The organism is Pseudoxanthomonas winnipegensis (genome assembly GCF_004283755.1).
Taxonomy (GTDB): Bacteria; Pseudomonadota; Gammaproteobacteria; order Xanthomonadales; family Xanthomonadaceae; genus Pseudoxanthomonas_A; species Pseudoxanthomonas_A winnipegensis.
In genome coordinates this window covers 311,547-331,030 of record NZ_SHMH01000004.1, presented here as the reverse complement: position 1 = coordinate 331,030, position 19,484 = coordinate 311,547, and the positions used below count along the sequence as shown (strand labels likewise).

Below are 19,484 nucleotides of genomic sequence, written 5' to 3'. Positions count from 1 at the left end.
GCAAAGCAGCTGACCAAACATCCTCTTCGACTAAACCGCCATCGCGCGCACGGCCACCGGCATGCCATCCTGATGCCCTCATGAAACCTGCCCCGCAGTTCTGGCGCGATCCGGCCATGCCGCATGTAGAGAGCAGGCGTGCGTGGCAGAGCCGCGCCTGTTACCGGCCGCATAGCCATCCGACCTTTTCCATCGGCGCGGTCGATGAGGGCACCAGCGTCTTTACCGGCGCGCCCGAGGGGCCGGTCGTGCTGCAGCCGGGCTCGCTGGTGCTGGTCCCGCCTGCGCGCGTGCATGCCTGCAATCCCGCCCCGGGCAGCGCCTGGAGCTACCAGATGCTGCATCTGGATGCGCGCTGGCTGCAGCGCGTGCTGCAGGCGCAGCGGCCGCAGGCGCAGGCGCTGGAGCGCGCGCCGATCCGTGTGAGCGCTGAGCCCGCGCACTACCAGGCCTTCTGCCGACTCAATGCGCTGCTGTTTTCCACCGCCGATATCCAGGAGAAGGAGGCCGCCCTCCTCGCCTTCGTCGCACGCTTCTGCCGCCTGCCGGCACAACGCGTCTTCCCGCCGCGGGAAACCGGCGCGAGCCACCAGCGACTGCGGCCGGTGCTGGACGCGTTGCACCAGTCCGGCGCCGAGATGCGCTCGCTTCAGGAACTGGCGGACATGGCCGGCCTGAGCCGCTACCAGATGATCCGCATGTTCCGCGCCGCGACCGGCCTCACCCCGCATGCCTGGCAGTTGAACCAGGCGATCAACCAGGCGCGCACGCGTCTGCAGGCAGGCGACGCGTTGGCCGACGTCGCCGCCGATCTCGGCTTTGCCGATCAGAGCCATTTCCAGCGGATCTTCAAGGCCCATACCGGCACCACACCGGGGCGCTACCGGTCCTGAGCCCGGCGCAATTTCGTTCAAGACGCGCGCCGTCGGCATGCACAGACTCGGGCGTCCTTCGAACACCGATGTCCGCATGCAGCAGTTCCTGATCATCGCCGCGGCCCACTTCCTGGCGCTGCTCTCGCCCGGTCCCGATTTCTTCCTGGTCGCGCGCACCTCGCTGCGTGCCGTCTGGCGGCTGGCCAGCGGCGCCTGCCTGGGGATCGCCGTGGCCAACGGCGTCTTCATCCTCATCGCCTTGGCCGGCCTGTCGGCCTTGCGCCCGGGCAGCACGCTGTTCGTCGGCCTTCAGCTCATCGGCTGTCTGTATCTGCTGTATCTGGGCTGGCTGTTCCTTGTCCGCGCCGGCAGAAGCGACCTGCAGGTGATGGACGGCGTCCAGGCGCCGCGCAGCGCGGCGGCCGGCGCGGCGTCCTGGCTGCGCGCGATGGGCATGGGCTTTCTGTCCGGCATCCTCAATCCGAAGAACGCCCTGTTCTACGCCAGCCTGGCGGCGATGCTGACCGGGGCGCAGACCAGCGCGGGCTGGAAGCTGTTCTACGGCGTGTGGATGTTCAGCGTGGTCCTGCTGTGGGACCTGCTGGTGGCCATGTGCATCGGCAATGCGGCGGTGCTGCGCCGCTTCGCGCGTGCGCTGCCGTGGCTGGAGCGGGTCTCCGGCGCGGTGCTGATCCTGTTCGCGCTCGGGGTCATCGTCCTGCTCGTCGTGCGCTAAATCCCGACCGGCGCGTCCATGCCCAAGCATGGCACGCGTCGGCCCGGTCCAGCGGACTGCGCGCCGCGTCGCAAGACGCGACGCGCGGCGGTCTTACTCCTCGATCACGTCCTTGCGCGGCAGCGGCGCGTCGCGCATCGCCGCCTGGTAGGCGAAGGTGGCGATGATCGCGGCGGCCTGCTGCAGGTCGGCCGGGACGGCGTGGTCGTAGGTGTCCAGATCGCTGTGGTGGACCTGAGTGCCGTAGTCCAGCCGGTCCTGCACGAACTGGAAGCCCGGCAGGCCCACGCGGTCGAACGGGATGTGGTCGGTGCTGCCGGTGTTGCGGCTGGTGACGATGCTCGCGCCGATGTCCTCGAACGGCGCCAGCCAGGCCTTGAAGATCGGCATCACCGCCTGGTTTTCCTGCGCGTAGATGCCGCGGATGCGGCCCGAGCCGTTGTCCAGGTTGAAGTAGGCCGACAGCTTGCCCCAGTCCTTGGTCTTCTGCAGTGGGCCGGTCGGCGTGCGCAGCGAGGACGGCAGCTCCTTCTGCGCCGGGTCGGTCGGCTCGGGATAGCGGGCGAAATGACGCGAGACGTAGTCGGTCGAGCCGATCAGGCCCTGCTCCTCGCCGCTCCACAGTGCCACGCGGATGGTGCGCTTGGGTTTGGCGCCGACCGCCTTGAGGATGCGCATGGCCTCCATCATCACCGCCACGCCGGCGCCGTTGTCCGAGGCGCCGGTGCCGGCGTGCCAGGAGTCCATGTGTGCGCCCAGCATCACCACTTCGTCGGCCTTGCCGCTGCCCTTGAGCTCGGCGATGGTGTTGTAGCCCGGGTCGTTGCCCTGGCTGGTGAAGCGCGCATCGGAGCGCACGCGCAGGCGCACGGTGTCCTTGCGCTCCAGCGCGCGCATCAGCGGGTTGTAGTGCTCGGCGGCGACCACCAGTTCGGGCACGCCGACCGGCTCGCCGGCCTTGCGCGAACCGCCACCGCCCACGCGCAGGATGCCGTCGTCCCAGCCGGAGATGCTCAGCGCGGCCAGCGCGCCTTCGTCGATCAGGAACTGGTTGGTGGCCTTGGCCAGCTCGGTGCGCTCGCGGTATTCCTTCAGGCGCTTGTCGCGCGCCGCCTTGTCGGTGGGCGCGGGGATGGCGAAGTCCAGCAGCTCGTGCAGGCCGGCCTCGTCGTAGCGCTTGGAGGCGGCCTCGGTGTTGGGCTTGTACGGGCGCGCCTCGCTGAGCAGCACGATCTTGCCGCGCAGCTTGCCCTTGTACTTGTCCAGGTCGGCCTTGGTCTTGAGGTTGAGCGCGATGGCCTCGCCCTCGACCGTGCCGTTGGTGCCCGGCGTCCAGGCCTTGGGCACGGCGTGCAGCGGCGCGGCGCGCGGGCTGAGCAGCTCCAGGCTGGCGCTGCTGAACTCCCAGCCGCGGCCGAAATCGTCGAACGCCTCGTCGTGGACGTTGCTCAGCCCCCACTCGGTGAACTTCTCCCGGGTCCAGGCATTGGCGCGGCCCATGGCCGGCGAATTGGTCAGGCGCGGACCGATCTGCTCGGTCAGGTACTGCAGCGTGTCGGCCACCTGCGAGCGATGGAAGGCTTCCTGCCGGATCTTGCCGACCATCGCCAGGTCCACCGTTTCCTCGGCCTGGGTCGCGAAGGCCATCCCCAGCCCCGCGACCAGCGCCGCCCATTTCATCCGCCTCATGCCTAATCCCCGTCTGCGTTGTTGAAGGTCGTGTCGTGCAACCCACCGAGTCTGCCAGCGCGTTGTGCGCCTGCAGCAGGCCACAGGTCATGGCCGCCGATGACAAACCTGTCAGGCCAGCGGCGTCAGCCGGGCGCGGCGCAGCGCCGGGGCGTCCTGGCCGGGCCAGTCGCGATCTACCGCCACCTGCGCGCGGGCCGCGCTGGCCTGCAGCGCCGCGAAATCCAGCTCGCCGATCGCCCACACCTGCTCGCCCGCCGTCTGCGCGATCACACCATCGGCGGGCAGGTCCACGTCCATCGGCGCGAACAGCGCGGCCTCGCCCGTGTTTTCGTCCAGCGCCGGGCTCCACGGCGCGCTGCCGGCGGTCACCGACTGGGCGACGAACAGGCGGTTCTCCAGCGCGCGCGCCAGGCAGCCCACGCGCACGCGGGTGGCGCCGGCGGCCGTGTCGGTGCAGCTGGGCACCACTAGCAGACGCGCGCCGGCCTGCTGCTGGGCGCGCACCGGCAGCGGGAACTCGGCGTCGTAGCAGATCGCGATGCCGGCGCGGAGCTCGTCGGCGGCGAACACGCGCAGGTCGTCGCCGCCTTCGATCACCTGGGCATTCTTCTCGAAGCCGGTCAGCTGCAGCTTGTCCTGCCAGCCGCGGCGCCCGTCCGGGGTGAACCAGTGCGCGCGGTTGCGATAGCGCCCGTTGCCCACCGCGGTGAGGAAGCTGCCGGCGATCACGTGCAGGCCCATGCGCTGGGCCAGCGTGGCGTAGAGATGCAGGAATTCCTCGGCGTACTGCTGGGTCGCTTCCAGCGAGGCCAGCAGATCGGCGCTGATGGCCACCGGGAAGGTCGCGGCCAGCTCCAGCGACAGGTATTCGGGCAGCACCGCGATACGCGCGCCGGCGTCGGCGGCCTGCTGCAACAGATGCACCTGCTTCTCGGCGAAGGCATCGAAATCGCGCGGCTGGCCGATCGGATACTTGGCGACGGCGACCTTCATGCCTGCCCCTCCAGCGCACGGGTCCAGAAGGTCAGCGTGTGCGCGACCTCGCCGTGCCCGGCCTCGCGCCAGGGCAGACGCAGCTGCAGCCCGTCGCGGCGCGTGTAGCCGCGCTTGCGCCAGAACGCGTCGTTGTCGCGATGCCCGGCCGGGCGGCGCGGATCGGCCGGGTCGCGATCCACCGCGCAGAAGGCCGTCGTGTCGAACCCGCCCAGCGCGCGCGCATGGGCCTCGCGCGCATCGAAGAAGGCATGGCCGATGCCGCGCCCGCGCCACTGCGGCAGCAGCACGGACTCGCCGAAGTAGAAGACGCGGCTCGCATCCAGACCCTGGGCAATGAACGGCGCGGAGAAGGCCTCGGTATCGTCCAGCAGCGGCAGGCCGGTGGAAGCACCGATGACCTCCTCGCCCGCCAGCGCCAGCACGAACACGCTGCGCGGCGAGCGCGCATAGGCGGCCAGGTACTCGCACTCGTAGGCGTGGCTGCCCTGGTAGAGGTAGGGCCAGTGCGCGAACACGGCGATGCGCAGGCGCGCCACATCGTCCAGGTAGGGCGCGATCTCGGCGCCGCGCACCACCGCGATGCGGTGCGCGGGCAAGGCGGAAGCAAGCGAGGTCATGGGCCTAATTTACCGCACCCCGCCGCGCGCTTCCGCCACAGCAGGACCGCGATGCCCTGCTCCGGCACCAGCGCCAGCCACGCGGCGCGATCGCACCGCGCACTGAGCCATACCAGCCCGCCCTGCACGCCGCGCAGGCAGCGCCACGGGCGCCAGGCCGGCAGCTGCGGGCAACGCGACCACAGCGCCGCGCACAGCAGCTCGGCCGGCCGCTCGCGCAACGCCTGCGCGGTCGCCTGGGCCAGTTCGAACACCACCGCACCGCCCACGCCGCGCCGCAGCGGCGGCAGCGGCGGCCCGTCCGGCTCGACCCGCAGCCCGCACACCGACAGCGCCGCCGGCAGTTGGCGCGCCGCGTGGCGCACCGCGCGTCCGTGCAGGAGCATCAGCGCAGCTCCGTGGACAGCGCATACCAGTCGATCCTGCGCGTGATCCACATGATCGCCGCCAGGATGGCGAACAGCAGCAGCGAGCCCATCAGCAGCGCGTTGTCCTCGGACATCAGCAGGCCATACAGAGCGCCGTACAGCGCGGTCAGTGCAAGCGCGAACCCGCCTGCAAGCCAGGGGCTGCGCAGTACGCCTGCGAGGTAGACGAACTGCACGCCGATGCAGGCCCCGGCCGCGATCAGATACGCCAGCCAGAACGCGATGTGCTCGGACAGGCTGAACAGCAGCAGGAAGAACATCGCCAGCGCCAGGCCCACCAGCAGGTATTGCAGCGGATGGATCCGCATGCGCCGCACCAGTTCCAGCAGGCCGAAGCCGACGAAGGTCAGCAGCACGAACAGCAGCCCGTACTTGCAGGCGCGATCGGCCAGCGTATAGGCATCGACCGGGTCGACCAGCTCCACCCGCAGCGCGTCCAGCTGCGTCCCGCCGTCGGACTGCAGCCGCTGCAGCTGGGCCTGCGCCTGGCTGGCCAGCGAGGACACCGCCCACTGCGCGTCGAAGCCGCGCGCGCCCACCGTGCGCTGCACGGGCAGGAAGTCGCCGCCGAAGGCCGGATGCGGCCACGGCGAGGCCAGCCGCACGCGGCTGTCGTCGGCCACCGGCACCACCTCCAGCGCCTGCGTCCCGGCCAGCGCGAAGGACAGCGTCACGCTGCGCCCCGGCACGCGTCCATCCACCACCTCGGGCAGGAGCGCGCTGAGGCCGGCCAGGTGCGCATTGAACGCGCGCGTGCCGGGCTGCAGGCGCAGGGCCGCGCCGTCGACGCGCAGGCTGGGCGCGCCCTGCAGACCGCGCACATCGCTCAGGCCCAGCACCAGGTAGGGCGTTCCGTAGCGACGCACCGCCCCGGCCGGCGCCGGCGGCAGCGCGGTGGAGAACTGCGCCGACAGCTGCCCGCTCCAGACATAGGTCGGCACGTCGAACAGCCCGACCCTGCGCGTCTGCGGCCGCAGCTGGCCGCCGACCTGCAGCGACAGCGGCGCCTGCAGCAGCGTGCCTTCGCTGCGCACCTGCCGCGTGCGGGCATGCCCGGTGCCGTCGGTCCACGCCTGCTCGCGCACATCGACATACGGCAACGCGCGCAGCGGCCCGACCAACCGCTGCGCGCCGGCGCTGCTGCGCGCCACGCGCTCGACGGCCTGTTCGCGGTAGGCGGTGCGCTCGGCGATCAGGCTGCGGGTCATGCTCAGGGGAATCAGCAACGCCAGCACCAGCGCGCCGACGATGGCCAAACGCAACAGCAACTTCAGGGATTTCATGCACGGCTCCGGCCGGTGGTCGATGCCGGACAGGCTGCGCGGGCCGTGTGGGGCGCGGTTGAGCGCTGTTTGAAGCCAATGTGAAGTCCGTGGGCCGGCCGCTCGCCTTGATCGGGATGACAGGTCGCGCCGACTAGACTGACGGCCCCGTCAGTTTCCACCGGAGCGTCGCCTTGGACTTCACCACCGTGCACTGGGCCGCGCACGACTCGCGCCTGCTGCTGTGCGCCCTGGCCGGCATCGTCTGCATCGTCGCGCTGATCAGCCTGCTCCGGCTGCCGCCGTTCCTGTCGATCCTGGTCGGCAGCTTCGTGGCCGGGCTGGGCATCGGGCTGCCGCCCGAACAGCTGGCCAAGTCCTTCGGCACCGGCGCCGGCCATCTTCTGGGCGACGCCGGCCTGATCATCGCCCTGGGCGCCATGCTGGGGGCGATGCTGGCCGATACAGGCGCGGCCGATCGCATCGCCTCGACCCTGCTCGGCATCGGCAAGGGCAAGGCGTTGCCCTGGGTGATGGCGCTGGTGGCGATGGTGATCGGCCTGCCGCTGTTCTTCGAGGTCGGCCTGGTGATGATGGTGCCGATCATCTTCGTCATGGCGCGCCGCGCGCAGCAGCCGCTGCTGCGCATCGCCATCCCGGCGCTGGCCGGCATGACCACGCTGCACGCGCTGATGCCGCCGCACCCGGGTCCGCTGATCGCGGTCAGCACGCTGCATGCGGACCTGGGGCTGACGATGCTGTTCGGCTTCATCATCGCGGTGCCCGCGGTGATCCTGGCCGGGCCGCTGTACGGGATCTGGCTGTCGCGGCGCATGGATATCGCCGTGCCGGCCAAGATGGAGGCCCTGTTCTCCGCGCGCGAGGCGCCGGCGCATCCGCCCGGCTTCGCCGCGAGCCTGTCGATCATCCTGCTGCCGGTGGTGCTGATGCTCGGCGCCACCCTGGCCAAGATCGCCCTGCCGCCGGACGCCCCGGCTGCCACCGCACTGCGCTTCCTGGGCGAACCGATGGTGGCCCTGGCCCTGGCGGTGCTGGCCGCGGTGGCGCTGCTGGGCTGGGGCGGCGGGCTGGGCCGCGCGCGCGTCAACCAGGTGCTGCTCAAGAGCCTGCCGCCGATCGCCGCGCTGCTGCTGACCATCGGCGCCGGCGGCGGCCTGAAGCAGGTCCTGCTGGATGCCGGCATCAGCGACACCATCGCCAAGGTCGCCCAGGGCGCGCACCTGCCCTATCTGCTGCTGGCCTGGCTGATCGCCGTGGCGCTGCGCCAGGCGACGGGCTCGGCCACGGTGGCCACGACCACCACCGCCGGCATCCTGGCGCCGCTGGTGGCGCACCTGCCGCCCACGCAGGGCGCGCTGATCGCGCTGGCCATCGGCGCCGGCTCGGTGTTCTTCTGCCACGTCAACGACGCCGGCTTCTGGATGGTGCGCGAGTACTTCGACCTCAAGCTCAAGCAGACGGTGATGGTGTGGTCGGTGCTGCAGACCATCGTCTCGCTGGTCGGACTGGCCGGCACCGCGCTGCTGTGGCGGCTGCTGGCGTGATCGCAAGGGCTTTGCAGGACACGCGCTAGGCTTTGCCCTATGACTGAACCGCTGACCGGCCCGGCCGACGATCCCCGCCGCATCCGCCTGCGCCGCATGAAGCTGGCCGCGTTCGGCCTGCTGGTGCTGATGCTGGCCGGCTTCGGCTTGAGCCATGCGATGGGGCTGCGCGGCGGCTGGGCGTGGCTGGCCGCGTTCTGCGAGGCGGCGGCGGTGGGCGCGATGGCGGACTGGTTCGCGGTGGTGGCGCTGTTCCGCCGGCCGCTGGGCCTGCCGATCCCGCACACGGCGATCGTGCCGCGCGGCAAGGCGCGGCTGGCCGACAGTCTGGCGGTGTTCGTACGCGACCACTTCCTGGCGCCCGAGGCGCTGCTGGAGAAGCTGAGCGCGTTCGACCCGGCCGCGCGCCTGGGCCAGTGGCTGGCCGAACCGGCGCAGGCGAAGCTGCTGGCCGGCATGGCGCGCGGCTGGGCGCTGCAGGCGTTGGACCTGCTGGACGAGAGCGCCGTGCGCGCGGCGATCCAGCGCTTCGTGATCGCCCGCCTGCGCGGCTGGAACGCCGCCGGCACCGCCGGCCAGGTGCTGGGCCTGCTCACCGCCGACGGCCGCCACCAGGCGCTGCTGGACGCCGCGCTCAAGCGCATCGCCCGCTGGCTGGACGACCCGGCGCTCAAGGCCCGCGCCTCGGCGCTGATCGTGCGCTACGCGCGGCGCGAATGGCCCAAGCTGATGGGCACGGTGGACCTGATCAAGCGGGTGGACGAGATCGGCGACGCCCTGGCCCAGCGCATCGCCGCCGCGGCGCTGGAGGAGCTGCAGACCGTGCTGTCCACGCCCGGCCATCCGCTGCGTCAGGACTACGAGGCCTGGCTGTCGCGCTATGTGCAGCGCCTGCGCGAGGATCCGGCGCTGGTGGAGCGCGTGGAGCAGATCAAGCAGGATCTGATCGACCACCCGGCCGTGCAGGACTACGTGCGCGGGCTGTGGGACCAGGTCCATGCCGCCTTGCGCGCGGACCTGGAGAACCCCGACTCGCGCCTAGCCGCGCACCTGGAGCGCCTGCTGCAGACCCTGGGCGAGGCGCTGGGCCGCGACGCCTCGCTGCGCGAGGCCCTCAACGCCCACCTCACCACCGCCGCCGAGAGCCTCACCGCCCGCCTGCGCAGCGGCGTGACCCACCACATCGCCCAGACCATGAAGGGCTGGGACGAACGCCAGCTGGTGGACGTGCTGGAACTGGCCGTCGGCCGCGACCTGCAGTACATCCGTTTCAACGGCACGATCGTGGGCGGGCTGATCGGGCTGGTGCTGCATGCGGTGGTGGTGTTCTGGGGCTAGCCCGAACGGGCGCGGAACGGGCTTCTGGCGACACGCAGCGCTCGCGCGTCGACGCGTTCCACGCCACCCGCGCGCCCCTCCACACCTCGCCCCCCTGCCTTGTGGCACTGTGCGCCCCGCCGCCGGCGCCTCAGCCTGCGCAGTCCTTTTTTGACCGGAGCCTTGCCCATGCGTCGTCTGACCCGTTCCGTGCTGGCCCTCGCGCTGGCCAGCGCCTGCTGCGGCGCCTCAGCCGCCGACGAGGCCGTGCCTACCGGGCGCCTGCCCACCTGGGCCCAGCCGCAGGAATACGCGCTGGACCTGAAGATCGACCCCGCCCAGGACAGCTTCAGCGGCACCACCACGATCAAGGTCAAGCTGACCCAGGCCAGCGACCACCTGTGGATCGACGGCAAGGAGCTCAAGGTCGGCAAGGTCAGCGTGACCGGTGCCGACGGCAAGGCCGCCGCGGCCAAGTACACCGTGGCCGACGCGCAGGCCGGCGTGGCCCGCATCGATTTCGGCAAGACCCTGCAGCCGCAGGAACTGACCCTGTCCATCGCCTACACCGCGCCGTTCAACCAGGCGCTGGAAGGCCTGTACAAGGTCACCTACGAAGGCAAGCCGTATGCGATGACGCAGATGGAGCCGATCAGCGCGCGCTTCGCCTTCCCCAGCTTCGATGAGCCCGCGTTCAAGACGCCATACGACATCAAGCTGACCATCCCGGCCGACCTGCAGGCCGTGGCCAATACCGCCCAGGTGCAGGAGGCGCCCACGACCACCAGCAAGCGCTGGAAGACGCTGACCTTCGCCCGCACGCTGCCGCTGCCGACCTATCTGGTCGCCTTCGCCGTGGGCCCGTGGGACATCGTCGATGGCCCAGGCATCACCGCCACGCCGCAGCGCGCCGGCACCCTGCCGCTGCGCGGCGTGGCGCCCAACGGCAAGGGCCCGCGCATGAAGATCGCGCTGGATTCCACGCCGGTGATCATCCACACGCTGGAGGACTACTACGACTTCGGCTATCCCTTCGACAAGCTCGACCAGCTGGCCGCGCCGGACTTCTCCGCCGGTGCGATGGAGAACGCCGGCCTGGTGACCTACCGCGACTATCTGCTGCTGCTCGACAAGGATTCGGCCACCAGCTACAAGCGCTCGTCCTTCAACGTGATCGCCCATGAGCTGGCCCACCAGTGGACCGGCGACACGGTGACCATGTCCTGGTGGAACGACCTGTGGCTCAACGAGTCCTTCGCCACCTGGATGCAGCAGAAGGTCACCATGAAGGTGCATCCGGAATACCGCGCCGACCTGGACCGCGTGCAGGGCGCGCAGGGCGCGATGTCCGGCGATGCGCTGGTGGCCACGCGCAAGATGCGCCAGGAGATCACCGGCAACGGCGACATCGAGAACGCCTTCGACGGCATCACCTACCAGAAGGGCGCCGCGGTGCTGGGCATGTTCGAGGCCTATGTGGGCGAGGACACCTTCCGCACCGGCATGCGCCAGTACATCCAGAGGCACAAGTTCGGCAATGCCACCGCCGACGACCTGGTCAGCGCCATCGCCACCGCCGCCGGCAAGGGGCCGGAGTTCACCGCCGCGTTCAACAGCTTCCTCGACCAGCCCGGCGTGCCCTATGTGCACACCGAGGTCACCGACGCCAAGGGCCAGGTGGTGCTCAAGCTGACCCAGCGGCGCTACCTGCCGCTGGGCAGCACCGGCGATTCGGCCAAGACCTGGGGCGTGCCGGTCTGCGTGCGCTACCAGACCAGCGCCGGCAGCGACAAGGCCTGCACCCTGCTGTCGGCCGCCAGCGGCACCCTGGTCCTGCCGGGCGCGAAAAAGGGCGGCTGGGTGATGCCCAACGCCGGCGCCGCCGGCTATTACCGCATCGGCCTGGACGCCAAGGCGCTCAAGGCGCTCACCGCCGATGTGGCCCAGCTCACCGATGCCGAGCAGCTGGCCTACGGCGACGGCGTCAGCGCCGCCTTCGACCTGGGCGAGTTGAACCCGGCCCAGCTGCTGGCCGCGCTCAAGCCGCTGACCGCCTCCAAGGTCTCCGAGGTCGCGACCGTACCCACCGAACACGTGGGCTGGCTGTACGGCCGCCTGGCCAGGACCGACGCCCAGCGCGCGGCGCTGACCCAGTGGGCCGAAGATGCTTACCTGCCGCGCATGCAGCAGCTGGGCTATGTGCGCAAGGACGGCGAGGAGGGCAGCGATGCGCTGGAGCGCGCCGAACTGGCCGGCTTCCTGGCCCTGACCATGAAGGTGCCGGCCGCGCGCGCCGAGCTGCTCAAGCAGGGCGATGCGGTGCTGGCCGGCGGCAAGACGCTGGCCTTCGACCAGGCCAACCCCGACCTGCTGGCCGCCGCGCTGTCGGTGAGCGTGCAGGAGCACGGCGCTCCGGCGGTGGACCAGCTGATGGCCGCGCTGCCCGGCGTGATCGATCCGGCCCACCGCAATGCCATGCTCTCGGCGCTCAGCCGCACCGAGGACCCGGCATTGGCCGCCAAGGTGCGCAGCTTCGGCCTGGGCAAGGACGTCAAGGTCGGCGAGATGCGCTACCTGCTGACCGCCGGCAAGCACGCCACCGTGGCCGATCGCGACACGCAGTGGACCTGGTTCACCCAGAACTACGACGCCATCCATGCGCGCATCGGCGCCTTCGCCGGCGGCTCGCTGCCGCGCATGGCCTCGGCCGGCGCCTGCACCCCGGCCGAGTCGGACCGCCTGCAGGCGTTCTTCGAGCCGCGCCTGAAGGACCTGCCCGGCGCCATCCGCGGCCTGCAGCAGGCGCGCGAGAGCATCGCCCTGTGCGCCGCCCTCACCGCCAAGCAGGACCCGGCGACGCTGGTGAAATAAGCGCCAGCGCGGGCTGCAGCACCTGAACGCCGCCGCAGGAAACTGCGGCGGTTTCTTTTTGGGCGCTTTGCCGAACTGCGGATATCGATGAGTGCGGCTTTGGTGAGCGGACTTCGCCCACCAGCCTCGACCCGGCCAGGTGCAGCTTCTCGGCTCGGTTTCCCCTGATAGCCGGCGCTTGGATGGGAAAGATCGACCGCGCCTAATGCTTCTGGTGGGAACCGCCCTTGTGGCTTTTTCGGCCATGGCGGCTCCCACGGGATTCCGCGAGGACTATGCGCACCCGTGCACCAGCCTGGCCCGCGCTGTGTCACGCCCTGCCGGGGCGAGGCCGTGCGATCGAAAAGCACAGGATTTCTTTCGATCCAAAGGCGTTGGGTGAGCGCTCTGCCCCCTCCCTTTCGCCGCAGGCGAAGGGGAGGGCCGGGGTGGGGTGCTTTTGCTTTTCGCTTCGGTGGCTTGCCCGGGAAAGCCCCGACCCCTCCCCTGCGCTGCGCGCAAGGGAGGGGGCCTCACGTCGATGCATGTAGTCACTGATCGCGTTGTGCGCAAAAGAGAGGCAAGCAGGATCCCGCAAACCGAAGTCCTGCGACGTGACGCGCGAGGCAGCGGGCCGGCGGGCGGGGGCCGCGCCCAGCGAGGCAGGATGCCGAGCGCCCGAATCAGGGCAGGATGCCCTGATTGAGGGAAAAGCGGCCGCCGCCCGCCGGACCGCTGCCCCTTTCGAGGCCGACGCGCTTCTGCCTTGCGCCCACTCAAGCCGCAGAAGAAACCTTTTCGCAGGCAATAGAACGCTGCGGGATGCTTCGCAGTCCGGGGGTAATCGATTCAAACTGAGAAGTCGGATTCAGAAAGCTGAGCAATGACAGTGGACACCCAGACCAAACCATCCGCCCGTGCCCCGCTCGGCGGCTTGTGGCACAGTCCGCGGGCTCGCAATCACCCCTGATACGAAGGAAAGCCCGATCAAAAGGATCCTGTTGAGCCTGACCCTCTGCCTGCTGGCCGGCACGGCGCTGGCGGCCGGCAGCGTGCGTTTCGGCAACAAGCTGGTCAGCACCGGCGACAGCGCCGGCAAGGTGACCCAGGTGGCCGGCAAGCCCGACCGCGTGATTCCGCTGCAGAACGAGTACAGCGCCAATATCGGCGAGCGCTGGGAGTACGACCAGTCGCAGAAGACCATCCAGATCATCTTCAAGGATGGCCGGGTGACTGATATCCAGGAGATCTACAACTAATCACCCCGCATCGCAGCGGCCGACGCTGCGATCGCCCGTGAATCTCGCCCCGGCCCCGGTCGAGGCCCGCCGCTTGTGTCCCACCTCGCGGGAGGCTGCGCCCCGCGCCGGTTGTCCGGCCTCCACCACAGGCGAATAATCCGCGTGTTGCGGTGCGCAACTCCCGCGCGCACCGGCCCTTCGACGCGTGTTCACCGCCGCCAGGCTCGCCTGCCGGGACCGTGAGGCCGCGTCGGTCAGGACCCGATCGCTGTGACTGCTGCTTCCCAGGCCCGGCCGCCCGCGCCGGCGCGCCCGCCCCGCAAGACGCCCGACTACCGGGTCATCTCGCTGATCCTGGCCTGCGCCATCTTCATGGAGCAGCTGGACGCCACCGTGCTGGCCACCGCGCTGCCGGCGATGGCGCGCGACTTCGGCGCCAGCGCCCCGGCGATGAGCATCGCCATGACCAGCTACCTGCTGGCGCTGGCGATCGGCATCCCCGCTTCGGGCGCGATGGCCGACCGCTTCGGCGCGCGGCGGGTGTTCAGCGCCTCGATCGTGGTGTTCGTCGCCGGCTCGGTGCTGTGCTCGCTGGCCACCAGCGTGCCGACCATGGTGGCCGCGCGCCTGCTGCAGGGCGCGGGCGGGTCGATGATGGCCCCGCTCGGCCGGCTGATCCTGCTGCGCACGGTCGAGCGCAGGCATCTGGTCTCGGCCATGTCCTGGACGCTGGTGCCGGCCTTCCTGGGGCCCTTGCTGGGGCCGCCGCTGGGCGGCCTGCTGGTGACGCACGCCAGCTGGCATTGGATCTTCTACATCAACGTGCCGATCGGGATCCTGGGCTTCGTGCTGGTGCGCGCGGTGATCCCTTACATCGAGGCGGCCGACGAACCCCGGCCGTTCGACCTGCCGGGCTTCGTGCTGTGCGGGCTGTGCCTGGGCTGCGGCCTGTTCGGCCTGGAAAGCGTGGGCCAGCCGGGGAACCTGATCACCGGCCTGGCGCTGATGGCGGTCAGCGCCTCGGCGGCGGCCGGCTACCTGTGGCACGCGCGGCGCGCGGACGCGCCGCTGCTGGACCTGGACGTGCTGAAGATCGACTCGTTCCGGCTCTCGGTGATCGGCGGCTCGCTGATGCGCATCACCCAGGGCGCGCAGCCGTTCCTGCTGCCGCTGCTGTTCCAGCTGGGCTTCGGCTACAGCGCCGCGCACGCCGGCCGGCTGGTGCTGGCCACCGCGCTGGGCGCGCTGCTGATGCGCCTGTGCACCCCGATGCTGCTGCGCCGGGTCGGCTATCGCAACGGCCTGCTCGCCAACGGCGTGCTGTCCAGCCTGGGCTATGCGGTGTGCGCGCTGTTCCGTCCGGGCTGGCCGGACTGGTTGATGTTCGTGCTGCTGGTGGGCTGCGGGGCGTTCATGTCCTTCCAGTTCGCCGCCTACAACACGGTGGCCTACGAGGCGGTGCCCACGCGCCGCATGAGCCACGCCTCCAGCCTCTACAGCACGCTGCAGCAGCTGATGCTCTCAGTTGGCGTGTGCGTGGGTGCGCTGGCGCTGAAGACCGCCATCGCCGTCGGCGGCCATGGCAGCGCGCAGCTGGGCGACTTCTCGGCGGCCTTCGTGCTGGTGACGCTGATCTCGCTGTCCTCGACCTGGTGGCATCTGAAGTTCAGCCACGACGTCGGCGCCGAGCTGTCCGGGCATCGCGCCCGCGCGACGGCCTGACTCACACCGCGACCTGGCGCTTCCCCAGATACAGCGCCAGGCCGACGTTGACCAGGGCCACCAGCGCCACGTAGTGCGCCGGCGCCAGCGCCCCCACACGCGCGGCCAGGTAGGCGATCAGCGGCGGCGTCACCGCCCCGGCGATGGCATAGGCCAGGTTGTAGGACAGGGCGAGGCCGGTGAAGCGCACCGGTGCGGGGAAGGCCGCGGTCATCACCCCTGGCGCGACGCCGGACACACCGGCGGTGAAGCCGGCCAGCGCGTACAGCGGCAGGAAGTAACGCCCGCCGTGGGCCAGGTCGAGATACAGCAGGTAGACGCCCACCATCAACGCCAGCGAGGACACCGCCAGCGCCGGCGCGCGGCCGATCCGGTCCGACAGCAACCCGGTCCACAGGCAGCCGACGATCAGGCAGACCGAGGCCAGCACGCTGCCTTCGCTGGCCCGCGCCGCCGAGATGCCGAACGAGGACTGCACCAGCGTCGGCGTCATCAGGATCACCACCACGATGGCCGCGGTCAGCGCCCAGGTCGCCCCCATCGACACCAGCACACCGCCGCGATGCTCGCGCAGTACGTCGCGGATCGGCAGCTTGGCCAGCCCCTTGCGCGCGCGCATCTGCGCGAACACCGGTGTCTCGTCCAGCCAGCGGCGCAGCCACACCGAGACGAAGCCGAACACGCCGCCGATCAGGAACGGAATGCGCCAGGCGTAATCCAGCAGCTGCGCCGGGGTGAACCAGTGCGCCATCGCCGAGGCGGCCAGCGCGCCGAGCAGCAGGCCCAGGCTCAGCCCCGCCGACAGCGTGCCGATCGCGAAGCCCACCTTGCCGGCGGGCGCGTGCTCGGCCACGAACACCCACGCCCCCGGCATCTCGCCGCCGATGGCCAGGCCCTGGGTCAGGCGCATCACCAGCAACAGCAGCGGCGCGGCGATGCCGATCTGCGCATAGGTCGGCAGCAGGCCGATGCACAGCGTCGGCAGCGCCATCAGGAACACGCTGAAGGCGAACAGCCGCTTGCGCCCGATGCGGTCGCCGAAGTGCGCCATCAGCACGCCGCCGATCGGCCGCACCAGGTAGCCGGCGGCGAAGATCGCGAAGGTCTGCAGCTGCTGCAGCCACGCCGGCATCTCCGGCGGAAAGAACAGCGCGCCCAGGGTCTTGGCGAAGAACACGAAGACCACGAAGTCGTAGAACTCCAGCGCCCCGCCGAGCGCGGACAGCGACAGGACCTTGGCATCGTTGCGCAGCGGCGCGGCGGCGGTGGACATGGCAGGGACGCTCGGGCGAAAGGCGGCACACGATAACGGGCCCGCCGCCCGGATGCGCGAAGCGGCTTACTCGACCGCCGGACGCTTCCACAGGTACAGCGCCAGGCCGACGTTGACCAGGGCCACCAGCGCCACGTAATGCGCCGGCGCCAGCGCGCCCACGCGCGCGGCCAGGTAGGCGATCAACGGCGGCGTCGCCGCACCGGCGATGGCATAGGCCAGGTTGTAGGACAGCGCCAGGCCGGTGTAGCGCACCGAGGCCGGGAACGACGCCACCATGATCGCCGGGGTCACGCCCGCCACGCCAGCGGTGAAGCCGGCGAAGGCGTACAGCGGCAGGAAGTGCGCGCCGCCGCGGGCCAGATCGAAGTACAGCAGATACACGCCGACCAGCAGCGCCAGCGAGGCCACCAGCAGCGCCGGCGCGCGGCCGATGCGGTCGCTCAGCACGCCGTTCCACACGCAGCCGATCACCAGGCAGATCGCGGCCAGCACATTGCCCTCGCTGGCCAGCGCCGGCGCGATGCCGAACGAGGACTGCACCAGCGTGGGCGTCATCAGGATCACCACCACGATGCCGGCGGTCAGGGCCCAGGTCACGCCCATCGACACCAGCACGCCGCCGCGGTGGTCGCGCAGCACGTCGCGGATCGGCAGCCTGGCCAGCGCCTTGCGCGCGCGCATCTGCGCGAACACCGGTGTCTCGTCCAGCCAGCGGCGCAGCCACACCGAGATGAAACCGAACACGCCGCCGATCAGGAACGGGATGCGCCAGGCGTGATCCAGCAGCTGCGCCGGGGTGAACCAATGCGCCATCGCCGAGGCCATCAGCGAGCCCATCAGGGTGCCGACATTGATGCCGGCCGACAGGCTGGCCACGGCGAAGCCGACCTTGCGCACCGGCGCATGCTCGGCCACGAACACCCACGCCCCCGGCATCTCGCCGCCGATCGCCAGGCCCTGCAGCAGGCGCAGCAACAGCAGCAGCAGCGGCGCGACGATGCCGACCTGCGCATAGGTCGGCAGCAGGCCGATGCACAGCGTCGGCAGCGCCATCAGGAACACGCTGAAGGCGAACAAGCGCTTGCGCCCGATGCGATCGCCGAAGTGCGCCATCATCACCCCGCCGATCGGCCGCACCAGATAGCCGGCGGCGAAGATGCCGAAGGTCTGCACCTGCTGCAGCCAGGCCGGCATCTCGGCCGGGAAGAACAGCGCGCCCAGGGTCTTGGCGAAGAACACGAAGACCACGAAGTCGTAGAACTCCAGCGCCCCGCCCAACGCGGACAGCGACAGGACCTTGGCATCGTTGCGCAACGGCGCGGTGGGAGCGGGCATCGGGCGGGCGTAGCGGAGGGGGCCGCACACCATAGCGGCCCAACGCCGCGCCTGCGCGCGTGCAGTGATGCGTCAGCCGGATGCAGCTTTCCGCACGCCCCGCCTCAGTCTTGCCGGGCCAGACCGGCGGCCAGCACCTCGAAGATCCGCGGCGCGCCGCACTGGGCCACGTTGAAGCGCATGCAGTCCTCGGCGCGCTGGGCCGGGCTGAAGGCGTTGCCCGGCGCCAGCACCACGCCATGGGCCAGGCCGTGCTGGGCCAGCGGCGCGGCCAGCCGCCCCTGCGGCAAACGGCACCAGAGGAACATCCCGGCGTCCGGCACATGCCACGGCACGATGCCCAGCGGCGCCAGCCGTTCGATCACCCGGCGCCGCTCGACCGCCAGGCGCAGACGCAGACGCTCGATATGACGCCGGTAGCCGCCATCGGTGAGCGCGGCCAGCAGCACCTCCGAGGCCAGCCGCCCGCCGCCGAAACTGGTCGCCACCCGCAGGTCGGCCAGGTCGTCGATCCAGTCCGCGCGCGCGGCGATGTAGCCGCAGCGCATCGACGCCGACAGCGTCTTGGAGAAGCTGCCGACGTGGATCACGCGCGCCAGGCCATCGAACGCCGCCAGCCGCGCGGCCGGCGTGGTTTCGAAGTCGGCGAAGATGTCGTCCTCCACGATCCACGTCCCGGCCTGCTCGGCCAGCTTGAGCACCTGGTGCGCGATGCGCGGGGCGAGCGTGGCGCCGGTCGGGTTATGCAGGCCGGAATTGGTGATGTACAGCCGCGGCGCGTGGGTGCGCAGCACCTCGGCGAAGGCCTCCAGCGCCGGCCCCTCCGGCGTGTAGGGCACGCTCACCACCTGCACGCGATGCGCGCGCAGCAGCGCGTGGAAGTTGAAATAGCAGGGGTCGTCGACCAGCACCGTGTCGCCCGGCTCCAGCAGGAAGCGGCACACCAGATCCAGCGCCTGAGTGCCCGACTCGACCAGCAGCACCTGCTCGGGGCGCGCGGCGATGCCGGCGCCGACCATGCGCCGCGCCAGCAGCACGCGCAGCGCCGCCAGGCCGAGCGGGCTGCCGTAGTCGCACAGCGTGGCGGCGTCGCCGCGCGCGACCTGGCGCAGCGCGCGGCGCATGCTGGCCTCGGGCATCCACGACGGCGGCAGCCAGCCGCAGCCGGGCTTGAGCACGCTCGGGTCGGCCTCCAGCGATTGCCGCGACAGCCACAGCGGATCGACCTGGCGATCCAGCCGCGGCCCCAGGCCCGACAGCGCCAGCGGCGCGACCGGCCCCTGCACATAGAAACCCGAGCCGGCGCGTGGCTGCACCAGGCCTTCGGCCGCCAGCCGCTCGTAGGCCTCGACCACGGTGGACACCGACACGCCGAGCCGGCGCGCCTGCTCGCGCACCGAGGGCAGCCGCGCCCCGGGCGGATAGGTGCGCGCGGCGATGCCCTGCCTGACGGCCTCGATCACCTGGTCGATCCGGATTGCCTGCCGCGCCATGTCCCAACCGTTCTGGTCAAAAAGGAAAACAGTTCCCGCGGATCGTACTGGATTGTGTCTGGGTCGCCCGGCGCGGCGC

At 70.8% G+C, this 19,484-nt stretch carries 15 protein-coding genes; 7 read left to right on the top strand and 8 right to left on the bottom strand.

Features of this window, described 5'->3' with window-relative positions; genetic code table 11:
• The first annotated feature begins 80 nt into the window (after window positions 1-80).
• The gene (locus EAT51_RS09935) at window positions 81-893 is read left to right on the top strand and encodes an AraC family transcriptional regulator (RefSeq protein ID WP_130517460.1); all 813 of its coding nucleotides are present in this window, start codon (window positions 81-83) and stop codon (window positions 891-893) included.
• Between the two features lie 76 nt (window positions 894-969).
• Window positions 970-1,611 carry a LysE family translocator gene (locus EAT51_RS09930; RefSeq protein WP_130561580.1) on the top strand — a complete coding sequence of 214 codons (642 nt, stop codon included), beginning with the start codon at window positions 970-972 and terminating at the stop codon, window positions 1,609-1,611.
• 93 nt (window positions 1,612-1,704) lie between these two features.
• Here the strand turns inward: EAT51_RS09930 and EAT51_RS09925 are convergent, their stop codons facing one another.
• The 5 genes from EAT51_RS09925 to creD all read right to left on the bottom strand — a co-directional run bounded on the left by EAT51_RS09925 (window position 1,705) and on the right by creD (window position 6,627).
• Complete coding sequence (locus EAT51_RS09925; RefSeq protein ID WP_130517674.1) at window positions 1,705-3,291, bottom strand: M20/M25/M40 family metallo-hydrolase; 1,587 nt, start codon at window positions 3,289-3,291, stop codon at window positions 1,705-1,707.
• A 120-nt stretch (window positions 3,292-3,411) separates the two neighbouring features.
• Window positions 3,412-4,296, bottom strand: coding sequence for a carbon-nitrogen hydrolase family protein (locus tag EAT51_RS09920; RefSeq protein ID WP_130561579.1), 885 nt, complete (start codon window positions 4,294-4,296; stop codon window positions 3,412-3,414).
• On the bottom strand, window positions 4,293-4,916 hold the full coding sequence (locus EAT51_RS09915) for a GNAT family N-acetyltransferase (RefSeq protein WP_130517454.1): 624 nt from the start codon (window positions 4,914-4,916) through the stop codon (window positions 4,293-4,295). Before EAT51_RS09915 ends, EAT51_RS09920 begins: the two co-directional genes overlap by 4 nt.
• Entirely contained in the window at window positions 4,913-5,302 is a 390-nt protein-coding gene (locus EAT51_RS09910; RefSeq protein ID WP_130517452.1) for a hypothetical protein, read from the bottom strand. The genes EAT51_RS09915 and EAT51_RS09910 overlap by 4 nt, the downstream gene beginning before the upstream one ends.
• A complete protein-coding gene (gene creD, locus EAT51_RS09905; RefSeq protein WP_130517450.1) occupies window positions 5,302-6,627 on the bottom strand; it encodes a cell envelope integrity protein CreD in 1,326 nt (441 codons plus the stop codon). Before creD ends, EAT51_RS09910 begins: the two co-directional genes overlap by 1 nt.
• Window positions 6,628-6,800: 173 nt before the next feature.
• Here creD and EAT51_RS09900 point away from each other — a divergent pair, with 173 nt between their 5' ends.
• The 5 genes from EAT51_RS09900 (at window position 6,801) to EAT51_RS09880 (ending at window position 15,301) form a co-directional block, all read left to right on the top strand.
• Entirely contained in the window at window positions 6,801-8,171 is a 1,371-nt protein-coding gene (locus tag EAT51_RS09900; RefSeq protein WP_130517448.1) for a GntT/GntP/DsdX family permease, read from the top strand.
• 39 nt (window positions 8,172-8,210) lie between these two features.
• The gene (locus EAT51_RS09895) at window positions 8,211-9,509 is read left to right on the top strand and encodes a DUF445 domain-containing protein (RefSeq protein WP_130517446.1); all 1,299 of its coding nucleotides are present in this window, start codon (window positions 8,211-8,213) and stop codon (window positions 9,507-9,509) included.
• Between the two features lie 168 nt (window positions 9,510-9,677).
• Entirely contained in the window at window positions 9,678-12,359 is a 2,682-nt protein-coding gene (locus EAT51_RS09890) for a M1 family metallopeptidase (protein WP_130517444.1), read from the top strand.
• Window positions 12,360-13,339: 980 nt separating this feature from the next.
• Window positions 13,340-13,597 carry a DUF2845 domain-containing protein gene (locus tag EAT51_RS09885; RefSeq protein ID WP_165422704.1) on the top strand — a complete coding sequence of 86 codons (258 nt, stop codon included), beginning with the start codon at window positions 13,340-13,342 and terminating at the stop codon, window positions 13,595-13,597.
• 252 nt (window positions 13,598-13,849) lie between these two features.
• A complete protein-coding gene (locus EAT51_RS09880) occupies window positions 13,850-15,301 on the top strand; it encodes an MFS transporter (protein ID WP_130561577.1) in 1,452 nt (483 codons plus the stop codon).
• Between the two features lies 1 nt (window position 15,302).
• On the opposite strand, the gene EAT51_RS09875 is transcribed toward EAT51_RS09880, so the two are convergent.
• The 3 genes from EAT51_RS09875 to EAT51_RS09865 form a co-directional block, all read right to left on the bottom strand.
• Window positions 15,303-16,574: an MFS transporter gene (locus EAT51_RS09875; protein WP_130561576.1), complete on the bottom strand. Its 1,272-nt coding sequence runs from the start codon at window positions 16,572-16,574 to the stop codon at window positions 15,303-15,305.
• A gap of 66 nt (window positions 16,575-16,640) precedes the next feature.
• A complete protein-coding gene (locus EAT51_RS09870) occupies window positions 16,641-17,912 on the bottom strand; it encodes an MFS transporter (protein ID WP_130561575.1) in 1,272 nt (423 codons plus the stop codon).
• A 104-nt stretch (window positions 17,913-18,016) separates the two neighbouring features.
• On the bottom strand, window positions 18,017-19,405 hold the full coding sequence (locus EAT51_RS09865; protein WP_130561574.1) for an aminotransferase-like domain-containing protein: 1,389 nt from the start codon (window positions 19,403-19,405) through the stop codon (window positions 18,017-18,019).
• Between the last annotated feature and the right edge of the window lie 79 nt (window positions 19,406-19,484).